At 70.9% G+C, this 15,615-nt stretch carries 16 protein-coding genes; 7 read left to right on the plus strand and 9 right to left on the minus strand.

The window, feature by feature from the left end; translation table 11 throughout:
* The first annotated feature begins 158 nt into the window (after positions 1–158).
* The 3 genes from AB0L00_RS22345 to AB0L00_RS22355 all read left to right on the plus strand — a co-directional run bounded on the left by AB0L00_RS22345 (position 159) and on the right by AB0L00_RS22355 (position 3,656).
* Positions 159–1,883, plus strand: coding sequence for a serine/threonine-protein kinase (locus tag AB0L00_RS22345; RefSeq protein ID WP_364437235.1), 1,725 nt, complete (start codon positions 159–161; stop codon positions 1,881–1,883).
* 528 nt (positions 1,884–2,411) lie between these two features.
* Positions 2,412–2,921, plus strand: coding sequence for a lytic polysaccharide monooxygenase auxiliary activity family 9 protein (locus AB0L00_RS22350; RefSeq protein WP_364437237.1), 510 nt, complete (start codon positions 2,412–2,414; stop codon positions 2,919–2,921).
* 240 nt (positions 2,922–3,161) lie between these two features.
* Complete coding sequence (locus AB0L00_RS22355; RefSeq protein WP_364437239.1) at positions 3,162–3,656, plus strand: carbonic anhydrase; 495 nt, start codon at positions 3,162–3,164, stop codon at positions 3,654–3,656.
* Between the two features lie 124 nt (positions 3,657–3,780).
* Here AB0L00_RS22355 and AB0L00_RS22360 read toward each other — a convergent pair whose 3' ends face one another.
* A complete protein-coding gene (locus AB0L00_RS22360; RefSeq protein WP_345349076.1) occupies positions 3,781–4,170 on the minus strand; it encodes a phage holin family protein in 390 nt (129 codons plus the stop codon).
* Positions 4,171–4,296: 126 nt separating this feature from the next.
* On the opposite strand from AB0L00_RS22360, the gene AB0L00_RS22365 reads away from it, so the two are divergent.
* Positions 4,297–4,470 (plus strand): hypothetical protein, encoded by a 174-nt coding sequence (locus AB0L00_RS22365; protein ID WP_345349073.1) that lies wholly within the window; start codon positions 4,297–4,299, stop codon positions 4,468–4,470.
* A 29-nt stretch (positions 4,471–4,499) separates the two neighbouring features.
* Here the strand turns inward: AB0L00_RS22365 and AB0L00_RS22370 are convergent, their stop codons facing one another.
* Together AB0L00_RS22370 and AB0L00_RS22375 are read right to left on the minus strand one after the other, a co-directional pair.
* Positions 4,500–5,150, minus strand: a complete 651-nt coding sequence (locus AB0L00_RS22370) for a hypothetical protein (RefSeq protein WP_364437241.1) — start codon at positions 5,148–5,150, stop codon at positions 4,500–4,502.
* Positions 5,147–5,887 (minus strand): serine/threonine-protein kinase, encoded by a 741-nt coding sequence (locus AB0L00_RS22375; protein ID WP_364437244.1) that lies wholly within the window; start codon positions 5,885–5,887, stop codon positions 5,147–5,149. The genes AB0L00_RS22370 and AB0L00_RS22375 overlap by 4 nt, the downstream gene beginning before the upstream one ends.
* Positions 5,888–6,259: 372 nt before the next feature.
* Here AB0L00_RS22375 and AB0L00_RS22380 point away from each other — a divergent pair, with 372 nt between their 5' ends.
* Complete coding sequence (locus AB0L00_RS22380; protein WP_364437247.1) at positions 6,260–6,397, plus strand: hypothetical protein; 138 nt, start codon at positions 6,260–6,262, stop codon at positions 6,395–6,397.
* A gap of 128 nt (positions 6,398–6,525) precedes the next feature.
* Here the strand turns inward: AB0L00_RS22380 and AB0L00_RS22385 are convergent, their stop codons facing one another.
* From AB0L00_RS22385 to AB0L00_RS22405, 5 genes are all read right to left on the minus strand, one after another.
* Positions 6,526–7,587, minus strand: a complete 1,062-nt coding sequence (locus AB0L00_RS22385) for a hypothetical protein (RefSeq protein ID WP_364437250.1) — start codon at positions 7,585–7,587, stop codon at positions 6,526–6,528.
* Between the two features lie 498 nt (positions 7,588–8,085).
* Positions 8,086–9,771 (minus strand): hypothetical protein, encoded by a 1,686-nt coding sequence (locus AB0L00_RS22390; protein WP_364437252.1) that lies wholly within the window; start codon positions 9,769–9,771, stop codon positions 8,086–8,088.
* 38 nt (positions 9,772–9,809) lie between these two features.
* A complete protein-coding gene (locus AB0L00_RS22395) occupies positions 9,810–10,121 on the minus strand; it encodes a helix-turn-helix transcriptional regulator (RefSeq protein ID WP_364437255.1) in 312 nt (103 codons plus the stop codon).
* A 4-nt stretch (positions 10,122–10,125) separates the two neighbouring features.
* Positions 10,126–11,184: a tyrosine-type recombinase/integrase gene (locus AB0L00_RS22400; protein ID WP_364437258.1), complete on the minus strand. Its 1,059-nt coding sequence runs from the start codon at positions 11,182–11,184 to the stop codon at positions 10,126–10,128.
* 330 nt (positions 11,185–11,514) lie between these two features.
* Complete coding sequence (locus AB0L00_RS22405; RefSeq protein WP_364437261.1) at positions 11,515–12,372, minus strand: alpha/beta hydrolase; 858 nt, start codon at positions 12,370–12,372, stop codon at positions 11,515–11,517.
* Positions 12,373–12,436: 64 nt separating this feature from the next.
* Here AB0L00_RS22405 and AB0L00_RS22410 point away from each other — a divergent pair, with 64 nt between their 5' ends.
* Positions 12,437–13,072 carry an MBL fold metallo-hydrolase gene (locus AB0L00_RS22410; protein WP_364437264.1) on the plus strand — a complete coding sequence of 212 codons (636 nt, stop codon included), beginning with the start codon at positions 12,437–12,439 and terminating at the stop codon, positions 13,070–13,072.
* Between the two features lie 66 nt (positions 13,073–13,138).
* Here the strand turns inward: AB0L00_RS22410 and AB0L00_RS22415 are convergent, their stop codons facing one another.
* The gene (locus AB0L00_RS22415; RefSeq protein ID WP_364437267.1) at positions 13,139–13,702 is read right to left on the minus strand and encodes an NUDIX hydrolase; all 564 of its coding nucleotides are present in this window, start codon (positions 13,700–13,702) and stop codon (positions 13,139–13,141) included.
* A gap of 236 nt (positions 13,703–13,938) precedes the next feature.
* Between AB0L00_RS22415 and AB0L00_RS22420 the strand changes: the two genes are divergently transcribed.
* Positions 13,939–15,615, plus strand: a complete 1,677-nt coding sequence (locus tag AB0L00_RS22420; RefSeq protein ID WP_364437270.1) for a PucR family transcriptional regulator — start codon at positions 13,939–13,941, stop codon at positions 15,613–15,615.

Below are 15,615 nucleotides of genomic sequence, written 5' to 3' on the forward strand. Positions count from 1 at the left end.
GGCCGCCGCGCCGGACAGTGGGTATGAAGGCGGCGCCGACCCGTTCATCGGCGAGGACGGCGTTCCGTCGCTCAAGCGGCGCCGCGGCCGGATGGCGTTCACGCGACGCCGCCTTTGCCGGGTGATTACTCGATTTTTGTGCGGGTATCTCCGGCGGCATGTCCTCCGCGAGCGGCACTCTTCTCGGCGAGAGATATCGGGTCGCCGAATCCCTGGGACACGGTGGCATGGGTGCGGTGTGGCGGGCCCGCGACGAATTGCTCGGCCGGGACGTCGCCGTCAAGGAACTGGTCTTCCCGCCCAACCTGAGCACCCATGACAAGGAGGTCATGCGTGGCCGCATGATGCGGGAGGCGCGCACCGCGGCCCGGCTCAGCCATCCGGGAGTCGTTCGGATCTTCGACGTCGTCGAGGCCGAAGAGCGGCCGTGGATCGTCATGGAACTGATCCCGTCGGCCCGTTCGCTGAGCGAGATTCTCCACGAGGACGGCCCCATCGCCCCCGCGGAGGCGGCCCGGATCGGGCTGGAGGTGCTGGCGGCGCTGTCGGTCGCGCACGCCGCGGGCGTCCTGCACCGGGACGTCAAGCCGTCCAACATCCTGATCGCCCCGGACCACCGCACCGTGCTCGGCGACTTCGGGATCGCGGTCGCCGAGGGGGAGCCGACGCTGACCCGGTCCGGCGTGCTGATCGGCTCGCCCGCCTACCTGTCGCCGGAACAGGCGCGGGGCAGGCCGCTCACCCCCGCCTCCGACCTGTGGTCGCTCGGCGCCACGCTCTACACCGCCGTGGAGGGTGAGACGCCGTTCCACCGCGACAACGTGATGGCCACCCTCACCGCCATCATCACCGATCCGCCCAACCCGCCCACGCTCGCCGGGCCGCTGTGGCCCGTGATCGAGAGCCTGCTCCGCAAGGACCCGGCCGACCGCGTCGACGCCGTCGCCCTCGCCCAGGCGCTCACCGAGGTGGCGGCCCAGGGGGAGACGAGCGCGGCGACCCGAGCGCACCCGGACGCCGCCGCCCACGCGACGGAATCGCCGGCGGGCCTCTACAAGATGCCGGTCGGGCGCCCTACCGACACCGGGCCGGTCCCTCGCGATCCGGCGCCCGTACGGGAGCGGTCCGAGGGCGGGACGCTCGGCACGGCGCCACCCGGCGAGGACCGGCCCGCGCGGACGCGTCCCGCGCACCGGCGGGGATGGGCCGTCGCCGTCGTCTCGATCGTCCTCCTGCTCGGGGCGGCGGGGATCCTCGCCGTCGTCTTGAACCGGGACCAGCACCGCGCGGGCCTGTCCGGGGCGAGCGGGAACGCGGGCCGGAGCACCCCGTCGTCCACGACTCCGTCGGCCCGGTCCAGCGCCTCGGCGAGCCCACCGGGGCGGCGGGAGACGGCGAGCCCTGCCCCGTCCTCCGGCGGCACCACGTCCCCGGGCGGCATCGCGCTGCCCGCCGACTTCCGCCGGTACGAGGACGACTCCGGCTTCTCCATCGGCGTGCCGCGCGGCTGGAAGGTCAGCCACGGCGGCGGATACGTCTACGTGCGCGATCCCGGCTCGTCCCGGTACCTGCTGATCGACCAGACGACGCACCCGAAGAGCGATCCGCTCGCCGACTGGCGGCAGCAGGACGCCTACCGTCGCGGTAGCGACGACGGGTACACCCGGATCAAGCTGGAATCCGTGCCCGGCTACTTCAAGAAGGCCGCCGACCTGGAGTTCCTGCATTCCTCGGGCGGCGAGAGGACCCACGTGCTGAACCGGAACATCCTGGTGAACGGGCATCGGGCGTACGCGCTGTACTGGTCGACGCCGGCCTCCCAGTGGTCCCGCAGCCGCCGGTACTTCGACGTGTTCGCCGGAAGCTTCCGTCCGGCGTCCTGAGGCGGTTCGCGTCGTCTCCCGGCGCCGTTCCCGTCCGGCCGACCGCCCCCTTGCCGGAAAGCGAACGTCCGCGGGCCTGCCCCTTCCCCCAAAAGGCACGCTCGCGGACGTTCACCATCATCGGCCCGGATGCGACTCCAGGCTTCTGGAAAACCGGCCCTCGCGGTGTCTCCCCGGTGAACCCCCCAATCCAGCGGGGTCCGCGTGGGCCGTCGTGGTCGTCTTCGTCGTTCGCTTGAAAAACTACGTGGCCCGCACCCCGGATTCATCCATCCGCCGGTGACATTCCGCCGTACACCTCTGGTTGACGCCCTGCTCCGGCCGACACTCACGCCGGCCGTATCCGCCCCGCCCTGGTATTGACAGGCGGTCATCACGGAGTCAGACTGCGGCAAACAGGAAAGTTTCCTAATAGTCGGCGACGCTGGAGACCGTCATGGCGGCTCGTGCCCCGCCCCGCCCGCTTCGAGCCCAGGTACGTCCCCGCAACGGCCGCGCCCGGGCGGCCGTCGACCATGAGGAGCTCACATGAACAGAAGGCTCGTCGCCGCCGGCAGCGGCGTCGCTCTCACCCCCGCGCTCATCGTGGGGCTCGCCACCGCCGCGAGCGCCCACGGGTACATCAACTCCCCGCCCAGCCGTCAGGCGCAGTGTGCCCAGGGCATCGTCCAGTGCGGCGACATCAAGTACGAGCCGCAGAGCGTCGAGGGGCCCAAGGGCCTGCGCAGTTGCAGCGGCGGAAACGCCCGGTTCGCGGACCTCGACGACGACAGCAAGGGCTGGCGTGCCACCAGCGTCGGCCGGACGGTCACCTTCAACTGGACGTTCACGGCCCGCCACCGTACGACCGACTGGGAGTACTACATCGGCAACACGCTCGTCGGTACGGTCAGCGGCAACAACGCGCAGCCGCCCGCCACCGTGTCGCACACCATCAACCTCGGCAACGTCTCCGGTCGCGTGAAGGTGCTGGCGATCTGGAACATCGCCGACACCGCGAACGCCTTCTACTCCTGCGTGGACCTGCAGGTGAGCTGAGGGCGCGTCCGCCCGGCCCGGGAGTGGGGCCGAACGCCGATCCGGCGGCCCCGCTCCCGGCGCCGGGTGCCCGAGGTCCGGCGATCGTCATGGCTCGCCTGACGCCGAAAGTAGATTTCCCTACCTATCCGGTTGACTAAGTGGCCAACATTCCGTCACTGTTCGTACATGCCCTGACGCGGGGCGGCGCGACCGGAGGCCTCCCGCGTCGTTCCGCCACTGCACGGGACAGGAGACGCCATGAGCGTGACGGACGAACTACTCGCCAACGCCGAGCGCTACGCCGCGACGTTCGACAAGGGGGGACTGCCCCTGCCGCCCGCCAAGGGCGTCGCCGTGGTCGCGTGCATGGACGCGCGGCTGAACCCGTACGGGCTCCTGGGCCTGTCCGAAGGAGACGCGCACGTCATCCGCAACGCCGGAGGCGTGATCACCGCGGACGAGCGGCGCAGCCTCGCGATCAGCCAGCGGCTGCTGGGCACGCGCGAGATCATTCTCATTCACCACACCGACTGCGGCATGCTGACCTTCACCGACGATGACTTCAAGGCCACGATCCAGGCGGAGACCGGCGTCAAACCCGACTGGTCGGCCGAGGCGTTCGGCGACCTGGACGAAGACCTCCGGCAGTCCATCGGCCGGATCAGGTCCGACCCGTTCATCCCGTACACCGATCAGGTCCGCGGGTTCGTCTACGAGGTCGAGACCGGCCGGCTGCGGGAGGTCAAGAGCTGACGCCGCTCGCGTGCGGGCGGCGCCGGCGAGGCCGCTCGCCGGGGTCGGAGCGCAACTCCTCCTCGACGGGCGGCCGCTCGGTCTCGCGCATGTGCTTCGCCGGGCGGGACAGTGCGACACGCCCTTAGGGGAGGGCGCGGTCGACGATGTCCAGGGCGTCCTCCTTGATCCTCGTGGTCGACTCCTTGGACACCAGCGGCAACGCCTGTCGCAGCTCACGCCGGCCGACCGCCGCCAGGGCGCCTCCGGCGGAGATCAATCCGCCGCCGACCGTCAGGGCGGCGGCCCACGTCGGAAGCCTTCGGGACAGCCCCGCGACCGTACCCGCCACCACTGCGCCGGTGCCGTACGCCATCAGCGCGCCGGCGCCGCCGAGCAGCACCATTCCGCTTCTGGCCCGCGCCGCGTTCTCCACCATCTCCTGACGGACGACCGCCATCTCGTCCCGGACCAGGCGGACCGTCTGCGCCGTAACGTCCTCCAGCAGCTCGGACACCGATTCGTCCTCTGCCATTCGCCGTCTCCTCACGTGTTTTCCCCGAGCGCTACCCGGCACCGGGGCGGAGTAACGCGTTTGGGTCGTACGGACGTCTTTCGGCGGGTATGGCCGTGAGCAGGGAATTCCGGAAGGAGGCGTGACATGTCGCTGTTTCTGGCCATCATCCTCGTGGCGATCGCCCTCGGCGTCGCCGGATGGGTGGTGAAAGGCCTCTTCTTTCTGTTGATCATCGGGATCGTGGTCTTCCTGGCCGACATGGTGCTCGGCGGGATCTTGCTCGGCCGCCGCCGCGGCAGGCCGCGCGCCGTACGCTGACGCGTCCACTCGCGGTGAGCGCGGGCCGGTCAGTGCTTGCCACCGTGCTTCTCGCCCTTGCCTTTGCCCTTTCCCTTCGCCTTGCCGGGCGCCTTACCGCTATCGGGCCGCTCGCCGGCTCGCGCCCGGTCGGCCGATCCGGCGGTACGGGCCACGGGACGCGTGGTACGGCGCGGCGCCGAAGACGGGGACGCGGGGGGACGGACCGCGTAGACCGTCACCGTCGTGCCGACCGAAACCTGTCCGGACGGCGTGAGCCCGACGACGGTGCCGGCGGTCCGCCCGGGAACGACCTGGTGCCGGACGTCGACGCGCAGGCCCTCCCGGCGCAGCGCCGTGACGACGGAGGTCAGGCGGTGCCCGTAGTAGGCGGTGGGATCGATGGCGACCGTCCGGCGGGCCGGGGCCGCCGACACGCTGGTGGCCTGGTCGCGCGCGGACCGTACGTCGGACGGGCTGCCCAGCGCCCACCCGCTCGCTCCGGTGAGCGCCGCGACGGCCACCGCTCCGACGCCGAGCACGAGGGACCGCCGGCTCCCCGGCGCCGGGGCGGCGGGCACGTCCGGGGACGTGGCCACGGTGGGCGGCCGCTCCTCCTCGGCCACGACGACCGGCCCGGACGGCGCGGCGGCCACCGCCGGGTCGTCGTGGAGCCGCCGGGCCCACTCGGCCACGGTCACGGCGTCCGGCGTACCGCCGGGTCCTTGGCGGTGAGCGCCCGCACGAGGAGCCGTACGGGCTCGGGGACGCTGTCGGGGAGCGGCGGGACGGGGCGGTCGCGGTGCGCGATGGCGACCGCCAGCACGTCGTCGCCCTGGAACGGCGGCCGTCCGGCCAGGCACTCCCACGCGATCACGCCCAGGCTGTAAAGGTCGCCGGCGGGCGTCACGGCGTACCCGGCCGCCTGCTCGGGCGCCAGGTAGAGCGGCGTGCCGATCACCTGACCGGTGCGGGTGAGCCGGAGGGTCTCCGGTCCGCGCGCGATGCCGAAATCGGTGATCTTCACGCTGCCGTCCGGGCGGACGAGCAGGTTCGCCGGCTTCATGTCGCGATGCACCAGCGCCGCCGCGTGCACGCACGCCAGACCGTCGGCGGCCTGTGCCACGATGTCGACGACGCGACGGGGCGGCAGCGTGCGCTCCCGGGCGAGCACGGCCGACAGCGGCTCTCCGTCGATGAGCTCCATGACGAGGTACGGCCGTTCGTCCTCCCGGCCGTCCCCGTAGTCGTGGACCTCCGCGAGGCGCGGATGGGACAGGGCCGCCAGGTGCCGGCCCTCGAGCCGGAGCCGCTCGCGGTACTCCTCGCTGTCGGCGTGCTCCGGCCGCAGCAGCTTGACGGCCACGGTCCGGTCGAGCTCGGTGTCCTCGGCCCGCCAGACCTCTCCGACGCCTCCGGCGGCCAGCAGCTCACACAACCGATAACGATGCCTTACGGGTTCGTGAATTCCGAAGCGGTCACGGAGCGGAACCCAAGGGGTGGTCGCCCAAATGGCGTCTGGTGAGGGCTCAGGTTCGGGTCCAGAACTGATGAGTCGATCTTTGGTCGAGGGACGTCGAAACCGTCAGTGGTACTACGGCCGCGTACTCACCGGCCGGTACCGTCAACCCGCCGTTCCTCGCGCCTCCGTGACGGACGCAGGCAAGGACGATGTGTCGATGTGGTGCTCCCTCCACAGATGTAACGCATGGTGATTTCACGGCCGGGCCGGGCGGGGTGATGACCGACGAGGTCGGCGTCATCACCGGCGAGTTGGAGCCTGCGCACCCGCCACGTCCCAGGCAGGGTTGTGACCGTCGATGTCCGCTATGCCGGCGCCGCCGAGTGGTACCGCCTGCGTGCCGCCGACGTCACCGTCCACGACGCACGTGACCACCAGGCCGTGCCGCCCTGCTGGGAGCATTCATTGCACCACCCCGGAGGCTAAGCCCGCCGATCTCTCGGCCTTCCCCCGGCGCCACGGACCCGAGTGGAGGGCCCTCTTGCGGGCGGCGGCCCCCACACGGCGCAGGGGCCCCGGTGAGCGGTCGCCGGGGCCCCCGCGCGGTCGCGGGCTCAGGTCACGGTGAAGGTGAGCGGGCCGGCCAGGGTGGTGTAGCCGTCGTTGTAGAAGTACCAGGCCGCGTAACGGCCCGGCCCGGGCAGCCTGCCGGTGTCCAAGGTGGCGCTGCCGCTGCCGCCGGGTGTGTACGTCCAGACGAAGGACTCCTGCGGCGGCACGGACGGGCCATCGGGGTAGAGGCCGATCCAGTTCTTGTCGCTGACAGTGGCGCTCGTCGCGCTGCCGTAGCGCACCGTCAGGGGCGCGCCCTTGACCACGGTGGGCGTGGTGGTGTTGATGTACGGCGGCGGCACCTTTTGGGGCGACTGCGACGGCGGCCTGCCTGTGCCTCCTCCTGGCCCATTAACCTGACGTACCCGGTAGGCGCTGGGCAGGGCGCCGAGCCCGGCCGCCACGTCGGCGTAGGTGCCGATGACCCGGTAACCCAGGATCCAGTTGAAGATCATCGCCTTGTCGCCCTTGATGAACAGGGTCTCTTCTTGCGAAAGGTCCGGTGCTTTGATCATCACGGCATGGTCGAAGTCGCCGCTCATGTCCGGGGGCGAATACTGCCACTGCTTCCATTTGGGCATGCCGAGCAGGGATCCGTTGTAGGAGCAGCCGCCCGCGGCCCCCCACTCGATGATCGCGCACTGGTTCCCCTTGAACAGCATGGTGCTGCCGTCCGGCAGCCCCATGACGGTATCGAGGTCGCTGCGATACCCCTCCGGGATATGGCGCCCGAAGTCCGGCAGATCGATGATCGGCCCCTGATACCTGGGCGCGACGCCGCCCCACTCCCAGTCCAGACACTGATCCCCGGCGATGAATATCGTCCGCCGAGCGCCTGCGGCACCCCGGACGTCGAACGCCGCGTCGCTTTTGCTGGCGAACGGCTCAGGTATCCCGGCCAGCTGCTTGTCGTAGGCCTCCAGCAGCCGCCCCTCCGAGATCAGCCTCTCGAAGTTGATCTTCGCAACCCGGTCACCCCGCAGGAACAACGCTTCCCACGGATCGACCTGCGCCGGAATGATCGCCGTGAACCCCGTGACCTCCGCCCGTACGAACCGCCCCATCTTTGTGCCTCCCGCCGGGCCCTGGCGGGCCCACGCCGCTGACGTTAAGAGATCACCGACAGCACTCACAATGAGCACAAAACGTGAGGTCAGACCGAAACGAACAGGGTGAACACCACATTTCCATTGGGGACGCCCCATTACGTCTCGGTTCCGCACCCGGCCACGGCTAGGCAGAGACCGCACCGCCTTCTCCGCCTCGGCGCGAAACCGCAGGTCCGGGTCGAAGCGCCCAAGACTCGACCCAGATCACATTCGTTCTGCCACCCCACCAGCCTCAGAAGAAGACCACCGTAAAAATCGCCATCCCATGGCCTCACCCGGCCACCACCAGCGCAGCAGCGATCACCAAGCCGCCCGAAACAGCCGGAAGACACGCTCGCTCTATCGGTCACCGCCGTACAGCACCGTGACGACAACACTGGTGATGATCACGACACGCGGTGCGCCAGCGGTCGGATAACCGGATCGGCAGCACCACCGATCCGGACTCCAGGTTCACGAACCGGATGGCTTCTTGGCGGTGCGCAGTCGGCACTCTACGACACCGGGGTGGTCGACGGTGCCGGTGTAGCGGATGGCGCCGCCGACGGTGAGGCCGAACAGGTCGCAGACCCGGCGGGCGTCCCCGCCGGTGGCCTGTGCCTCATCAAGGATTCGGTCCTCGCGGATCTTCTGGGGCGAGATGCCGAGCAGGCTGGCGAACCAGTAGTGGCTGACCGGCCCGAGGCGGGTGGCGGTGTACTGGTTGATGAACAGGTGGGCGTTGGCGGTGTTGGGCCAGCGCTCGCGCCGATGGTCGAGCCAGACGGCTATCCGGATCTGCACCTCATCAGCCAGCGGCACGATCCGGTCGTCGACATGCAGGCGGCCGTCCCGCACGTCGGTGAGCTGCAGGCTGCGAAGCTCGCCGGCCCGGAGCGCGTGGAAGATGAACAGCGCGGACATGGCGGCCGCGGCAGGGTGATCGGCATCCAGCGCCGACCGGAGCCGGTCAACGTCGACCGGCATGGGTACGTTCGTGTCGGGCGCGCCGGAGACGATCCGGGCGGTGGGATCGGTGAAGACGAGCTTTTTGCCCTTGAGCGTCTGGAAGATCGACCGCAGTCCGCGAAGGCAAGCGGCGCGAGGGGTCCCGCTGACGGGCAGGACATCGAGGACGTCTTGCCGGCTGATCTCGCGCAGCGATTCATGCGTTCGCGCGAGGGCCTTCAACGCCGGCAAGCACCCGTTGAGGTGGGCTCGGATCGTGGCCTCGGGGCGAGGGCGGCGTCGCGGCGCAGTGGTGCTCCCGTAGTGCATGACATCGAACCAGGCCAGGATCTCGCTGGCCATCTGCTGGGGTAGTTCTGTGACCTTGCGGTTCATCCAGGCGACGACCCGGGGCACGCGGTCGTCTTCCAGCAGGCCCGCTGCCGCGAGGATTTCCATCACCGGTCCGGCCGGGAGGTCGGCGTCGAGGAGTAACGCGACGTCGCTGGCCTTGATCGGTGCGCCGATGGTGTCTTGGGTGCCGAGCATGACGCGCAGACCCGACCGGGCTCGGCGGAACTTCGGCCCGCCCCACCCGTACTGTTCGGCGTAATCCTGGGCGACCTGTTCCAGCGCGGCCGCCAGTGCCGGGTCGGGCAGGGCGCGTGCCCAGCGGAAGCCCGGCGTCAGGTGACGGGGCGGGTCGATGAGCGTCAGCTGCCGGTGCTGGGCGGGGGTGATCAGCGCCCAGTGTGGGGCCGGGGCGGCTGCCGGTGGACGGCGGCGGGATTGTTTCGGGGTGATCAGGCTGATCCGCTGTTCCATGTTGGCGAGGAACAGTTGCTGGCCGTGCCGGTTCGCCTCGGTGAGCGTGACGCCCTTGTGGGCTTGACGGACCATCCCGGCCTGTTTCCAGCACAGGCGGCAGGCGCCGTCGCGAAGGTGGGCCTGGTGGCCGCAGACCTCACATGCTCCGACCGGCTTGTTCTTGCGCCAGTGGCGGCAGGCGATGCAGATCCTGCCGTAGCTGCGAAGCAGCCCCCAGGCGTGGCAGTCCGGGCAGGACTCCGGCAGCTCCGGGGCGCCGGGATGGCAGCGTTGACACAGCCCGGCGGAGTAATAGTCCAAGGACCCGCACTTGCGGCAGGGCGGTGGTGGACGCCGATGGACCGGGCGGCAGTCGAAGCAGTACTTGGCCGAGTAGGTGCTCACCGGCTTCCGGCGGCACGCCGGGCATATCCGCGGGCTCTTCACGCTGGTGGGAGCGTCCGGTTGCGGCCCAACCGCGGAGTCACAGCCGGACCGGACGCCTGCTCAGCCTGGCGGGGCTTGCGTGCCTCGACCTTGTCCGGTTCGCGGATCAACAAGTCGGTCGGCTCGCACTCGAGTACGGCGCAGATCACGTCCAGGTCATCGAGCCGGATCGTGGTGGGGGTGGTGGTCCACAGCGCCGACATCTTCCCCGCGCTGATCTCCAGCCCGGCCTCGGCAAGACGCCGCCGCATCTCGGTGGACTTCCAGATACCGCGCTCGGCGGCCTTCAACCTCAGATTCCAGCGCATGCTCTCATCCCTTGGCTTGGCCGAGCCGGGCGGAAACGCGCTGGTTGGCCGCGGCCCAGGAGTTCTCGATGTGGTCGGCGTGAACGTGGACGTACCGGGTCGTCGTCGAAAGCCAATCGTGCCCGAGGACCTCTTGGATGGCCTTCAGGTCCATGCCCCGGGCATACAGCGACGAGGCGCAGTAGTGCCGCAGGCCATGCGGGGTGAGCCTGCCCGACCAGGTCGGAAGGTACTTCTCGACCGCTCCGGCGAGGCCTCGCCGGAGCGCATTGTCGCCGACCCGCCGGCATCGGCCCTGCGGGTCGTGGCGTTCGCTCGGCATCAGCGGCGCATCGGGGTCGGACCAGTCGTCGCCGAACTGGTGGCGCACGTCGGTCAGCCACCAGGTGATCAACGCGTCCACGGAGTTGATGGCCGGCACGAGCCGGGTCTTGGGCCCGCGGCCGCGGCTGCCCTTGCCGAAGCGGATGTGCAGCTTGCCGTACTCGCCCAGGTCCGGCCGCCAGTCCCGGATGTCGAGCCGGACCGACTCGGTGATCCGCAGTCTCACCCGGCGCCACAGCGACGCCGCGAAGTAGTCCCGGGCGGCGATGAGGTACTTGCGGGCGTCCGGCAGCGAATCGCGCCACGCGCCGAACAACGCCTCGATCTCGGCATCCGCCGGCGGGACTCGAGGAGCGCCGTACTCGGTCTTCGCGGGCCGGTTGAAGTCGTCGATCGGCTGGCAGACCACGTACTCGGTCAGCGCGTGGATATCGCCCTGGTAGCGGGCGATCAGGAAGTCGAAGAACTGGGCCAGCGTCCATGCCTTCTTCTGGACGGTGGAACCGGCCAGCTTGCGGTCTCGACGCAGGTGTGCCAGGAACCGATCGGCGTCCTCCGGCTGCGTCGTCCAGACCGGCCGCCCGAGGAACCGCACGAACTCGAAGATCACTGCACGGTCATCGGCGACAGTGCAGTCCGCCATGCCGGCACCGACGCTCGCGAGCAGATACTGATCGACGAGCTCCTGCTCAAAGTCCTCGACCTGCTGAGCACCGACCAGCCGACGCGGCGAGGCCAAGGACCGCACCGCCGCGAGCGTCACTGCCGGCCCTCGCCAACGGCATCACCCAGATCAGCTATCGCGACCATGAAACATAGATATCAGCGTTCCGTCGGGAATCTCGACGGAACAACGAAATCCATCTCAACGGTCGGACAATCCCGCTGGCCTCGGACAAGGCACGACCTCGAAGAGGCGCCCTCGATGGAACCCGATGGAGTTCCTACATTCCCCGACCACTCTCGGCACCACGGTAGGCATGGCACACCGCCTACCCGTCTGCGCCCGGAACATACCGGTGACGGCCTTGAACGTGTGGTTCGTCCGTGACGCCGGTCGCGCCGGAGGTCAGCGTTCGAGCAGGGCCTTCAGCGCGCCGAGGACGGCGGGCCAGGCGCGGGAGAGGGGATCGATCACCGGGAAATGGCCGGTGCCGGTCAGCTCGGTCAGCGTGCAGTCGTCTCCGGCCGCCCGGGCCGCCCGGGCGTACCGGCGCGACTGCTCGACCGGCACGTCCTCGTCCGCCGTCCCGTGTACCAGCACGGACGGCACCGAGGAGGGGAGCAGTGTCAGGGGGTCGGCGAGCGCGGTGCGCTCGGGCAGGTCGCCGGCGGGCCCGCCCAGCAGGTCGTCGGCGGCGCCGTCGCTGAGCCCCTGGCGCGACGCGAGTTCGAGCGCGGCCACCGGCGCGAGCGCGACCACTCCGCGCAGCGGCGGCGGCGCCGCCAGCCGCCAGGGCGCGGAGGCGGGGAGGCGCGTCCGGGAGGCGGCCCACAGCGCGAGGTGCCCGCCCGCCGAGTGACCGAGCAGCACCACGTCCCCGATCCCGCCCGGAACGAGCCGGTCCGCGAGCGCGGGAACGGCGTCGACGGCCCGGGCCACGTCGTCGAAGGTGCCCGGCCAGCCGCCGCCGTCCTGCCCGACGCGGCGGTACTCGACCGAGGCGGTGGCGAAGCCGCGCGCGGCCAGGTCGTCGGCCATCGGACCGGTGTGCGCCCGGTCGTACCGGGCGCGCCAGAAGCCGCCGTGCACGATGACGACGAGCGGCGCGGCCGTCCCCGCGCCGTCTCGGGGGAACCGCACGTCGGCGACCTGGTCCGGCAGCTCTCCGTAGGCCACTGTCGCGTCCGGCGGTGAGGAGCGCCGCGTCAGCACGTCCTCGGGCTCCGCCGCGCCCGTACGCCGACCGCTCTGGATGTCGTTCACCCCTCACCTCTACCGAGGTCGCCGTGCTGCGGGCAAGCAGGAAGATCATGGAAGGATCGGCGCCGTGAAGCTGACGAAGCTGGGCCACGCGTGCGTGCGCCTGCGGAAGGACGACCGGGCGATCGTGATAGATCCCGGCGTGTACACCCCGGAGGCCGACGCGCTCGACGGCGCCGACGCGATCCTCATCACGCACGAGCACCCCGACCACCTCGACGCCGACCGCCTCCGCCGGGCGCAGGCGGAACACTCCGGGCTGCGGATCTTCGCCAACCGAGCGGTCGCCGAGCAGTTCCCCGATCTCAAGATCCAGGAGGTCGGGCACGAGGACCGGTTCTCCGTGGCCGGATTCGACGTCCAGGTGTACGGGGATCTGCACGCCGCGGGCCACCCGGACGTCCCGCCGGTCGCCAACAGCGGTTTCCTGGTGGACGGCGAGGTCTTCCACCCGGGCGACTCGCTCACCGTTCCGGCGCAGCCCGTGCCGACCCTGCTGACGCCGTGCGACGCGCCGTGGCTCAAGGGGGCGGAGATGGTCGCCTACCTCCGGGAGGTCGCCCCGGCCCGGGCGTACTCGATCCACGACGCCTACGTCTCGGAGCTCGGCATGGAGGTCGTGGCCTCGTGGCTCGAGGTCGAGGCCGAGCGGTCCGGCGCCGACATCAGGGTCTTCAGAGCGGGGCAGACCATCGACCTGTGACCGGCCGGCACGAAAAGGAGAGCCCCGACCATGTGCGGCCGGGGCCCTGCCAGGGTTGCGTCAGGCTCAGGCGTACAGGGCCCTGACGCGGTTCAGGTCGGCCTCGGCGACCCCGTTGATGACGCCCAGCTGGGTGTACCAGTCCACCCAGACCGGTTCCAGGCCCGGATCACGAGCGAACTCCTCGTCCTTGATCCAGCCGCGGGCGCGGTGGATCGTACGGCGGGCGAGGTCCCGCACCTGGTCCGGAGAGTGCCAGGCGACGTTGCGGGCCTCGTCGGCGCCGGGGTTGATGTCCCCGGTGACGTCCGCGCGGTAGATGATCCACAGGTGGCCGACGGCGCAGCCGGACCTGACCTCGCGGCGGCACCGGTTGGGCTTCCAGCCGCCCGCCAGCCGTCGCAGGCGGATGACGGTCAGTCCCAGTTCCTCGAAGGTCTCGGCCCGCGCCGCGTCCTCCGGGGAGCCGTGGTCGTCGACGTGACCGGCCCCGGGCGCCCTGCCCACGGGAGGCTTGACGCGCTGCAGCATCAGGCGCTCCCCGCTCGGGCCGACGATGTCGATGCCGACCGACCGGTGATCGCACACCTTCGGACGGGGCGCTGCTTCAGAGGCGGAAATCGCTCCCATGACGAAGCTCCTGTTCTTGTCTTCTCGTCACGCCGCACCCGTCGGTACGACGTCAAAGAGTCACTGTGCGCCGCACGGCGCCTTACGCAAGCGTGAGACGGCGTTTTTGTGGGGGTTCTCACCGGCCTCGATCCGGCGCGCCGCCCCTGTGCCGCCACGAGGGTGGGCATCCCGCGGGACCCGGCATAGTCTCTCCCTCATCGCTACCCGGACTGGCGAAGGAGCAGGTCGGCGGCTTGAGCGAACAGACACCCACACCGGCCGCCCGCGAACCGCGGACCGCGGCCGCCCGGCTCACGGTCCGCGACGTCCTCGGCCTGGACCTTGTGACGACCTGGGGGCCGGAGGTCGTGGCCGGCGCCGCGCACCTGGACCGCCCGGTGCGCTGGCTGCACGTCGCCGAGGCGACGGACGTCGCCGTCATGCTGGCCGGTGGGGAGATGGTGCTGACCACGGGCCTGCTGCTGGCCGGGAACGACCAGGCCCAGGCGGACTACATCGAGTCGATGCGGCGCGTGGACGTCGCCGCGGTCGTGCTCGGTCTCGGCCGCGCGTTCCGCACCACGCCCGAACCCATGCGCCGGGCGGCGGAGCGATGCGGAGTGCCGCTCATCGTGCTGCACCGGCCGGCGCCGTTCGTGCGGATGACCGAGGAGGTCCACTCGCGGCTGCTGTACGGCAGGTTCGCCGCGCTCAACCTGTCCGACAACATCCGGTCCTCGCTCACCGCCCTCAACCTGTCCGGGGCCACACTGCAGCAGTTGCTCGACGAGATCGCCTGTTACAGCGGCTGCCCGGTCGTGCTGGTCAACCTGGCCCAGCGGGTCCTCGCCTCGGCGGGCGACCGGGCGTCGCTGAGCGAACTGCTGCGCGACTGGGACCGCGTCTCCCGGCAGGTCGCCGAGCTGGCGGGGAGCGGACCGGTGACGGTCGAACCCGACGGGTGGATCGTCGTGGACCTGGAGGCGCGGGGCCGGCGGTGGGGCCGGCTGGTGTTCTTCGGCTACGCCGGATCGGAGGAGTCCGGACTGCTCCTCGGCGCCCGGGCGGCCGAGGCGCTGGCGATGCATCGCCTGCTGGGCGACCGGGACCACGGCTGGGAGGAACAGGCCGCGGAGGCGCTGCTGCTGGACCTGGCCTCCGGAGCCGCCCGGCCCGAGCAGCTCTTCACCCGGGTACGCGCCGCCGGGCTGCCCGTGAACCGCCGGACCTTCGTGCCCGTGGTGGTCCGCGTCCTCGACGACGGCCGCACCGACGGCGAACGGGACGGCACGCCGGAGCTCGTCGACCGGGCGGTGGCGGAGACGCCGGAGGTGGCGGGGCTGGTCGCCCGGATCGAGCCCGAGGGCACGGCCGCGCTGCTGAGCATCCCGTACGGCGAGGACACCGACGCCGTCGTATGCCGGGTCGCGGTGCGGGTCCGGGAGGCGCTGGCCCTGCGCGGGCGGCGGGCCGTGCTGGGCGCCGGCTTCGACTGCTCGGTGCTCGACGAGGTGCGCCGGTCGTTCGTCGAGGCGGTCCACGTCGCGGACGCGGCGGTGGCCGCGCCTCCCGACGGACCGGTGGCCCGGCTGGGCGACGTCCGCCTGCGGGGACTCGTACGGCTCCTGCGGGACGACCCGGAGCTGCAGGCGTTCATCGAACGCGAGCTCGGCCCGCTGCTGGAGAACCCCTCGCTGCTCGGCGTGCTCCGCACGTACATGGAGACGGGCCGCAACAAGTCCCTCGCCGCCCAGGCGCTGCACGTCAGCCGCCCGACCCTGTACCGCCGGCTGCAGCGCATCGAGGCGCTGCTCGGCATCGACCTGGAGGACTGGGAACGCCTCACCTCCCTGTACGTCGCGCTCCTCGCCCACGAGGGCCAGACCGGCCCGAGGCCCGTCCCGCCGCGCTCCGCGCCGGGACGGGCCTGA

This window comes from Actinoallomurus sp. NPDC052308 (assembly GCF_040679195.1).
Lineage (GTDB): Bacteria > Actinomycetota > Actinomycetes > Streptosporangiales > Streptosporangiaceae > Actinoallomurus > Actinoallomurus liliacearum.

What these genes read in the sequence shown, in the direction of transcription:
- AB0L00_RS22345 (WP_364437235.1), top strand. Translation starts at nt 159, where the DNA reads ATGTCCTCCGCGAGCGGCACTCTTCTCGGCGAGAGATATCGGGTCGCC.
- AB0L00_RS22350 (WP_364437237.1), top strand. Translation starts at nt 2,412, where the DNA reads ATGAACAGAAGGCTCGTCGCCGCCGGCAGCGGCGTCGCTCTCACCCCC.
- AB0L00_RS22355 (WP_364437239.1), top strand. Translation starts at nt 3,162, where the DNA reads ATGAGCGTGACGGACGAACTACTCGCCAACGCCGAGCGCTACGCCGCG.
- AB0L00_RS22360 (WP_345349076.1), bottom strand. Translation starts at nt 4,170, where the DNA reads ATGGCAGAGGACGAATCGGTGTCCGAGCTGCTGGAGGACGTTACGGCG.
- AB0L00_RS22365 (WP_345349073.1), top strand. Translation starts at nt 4,297, where the DNA reads ATGTCGCTGTTTCTGGCCATCATCCTCGTGGCGATCGCCCTCGGCGTC.
- AB0L00_RS22385 (WP_364437250.1), bottom strand. Translation starts at nt 7,587, where the DNA reads ATGGGGCGGTTCGTACGGGCGGAGGTCACGGGGTTCACGGCGATCATT.
- AB0L00_RS22395 (WP_364437255.1), bottom strand. Translation starts at nt 10,121, where the DNA reads ATGCGCTGGAATCTGAGGTTGAAGGCCGCCGAGCGCGGTATCTGGAAG.
- AB0L00_RS22415 (WP_364437267.1), bottom strand. Translation starts at nt 13,702, where the DNA reads ATGGGAGCGATTTCCGCCTCTGAAGCAGCGCCCCGTCCGAAGGTGTGC.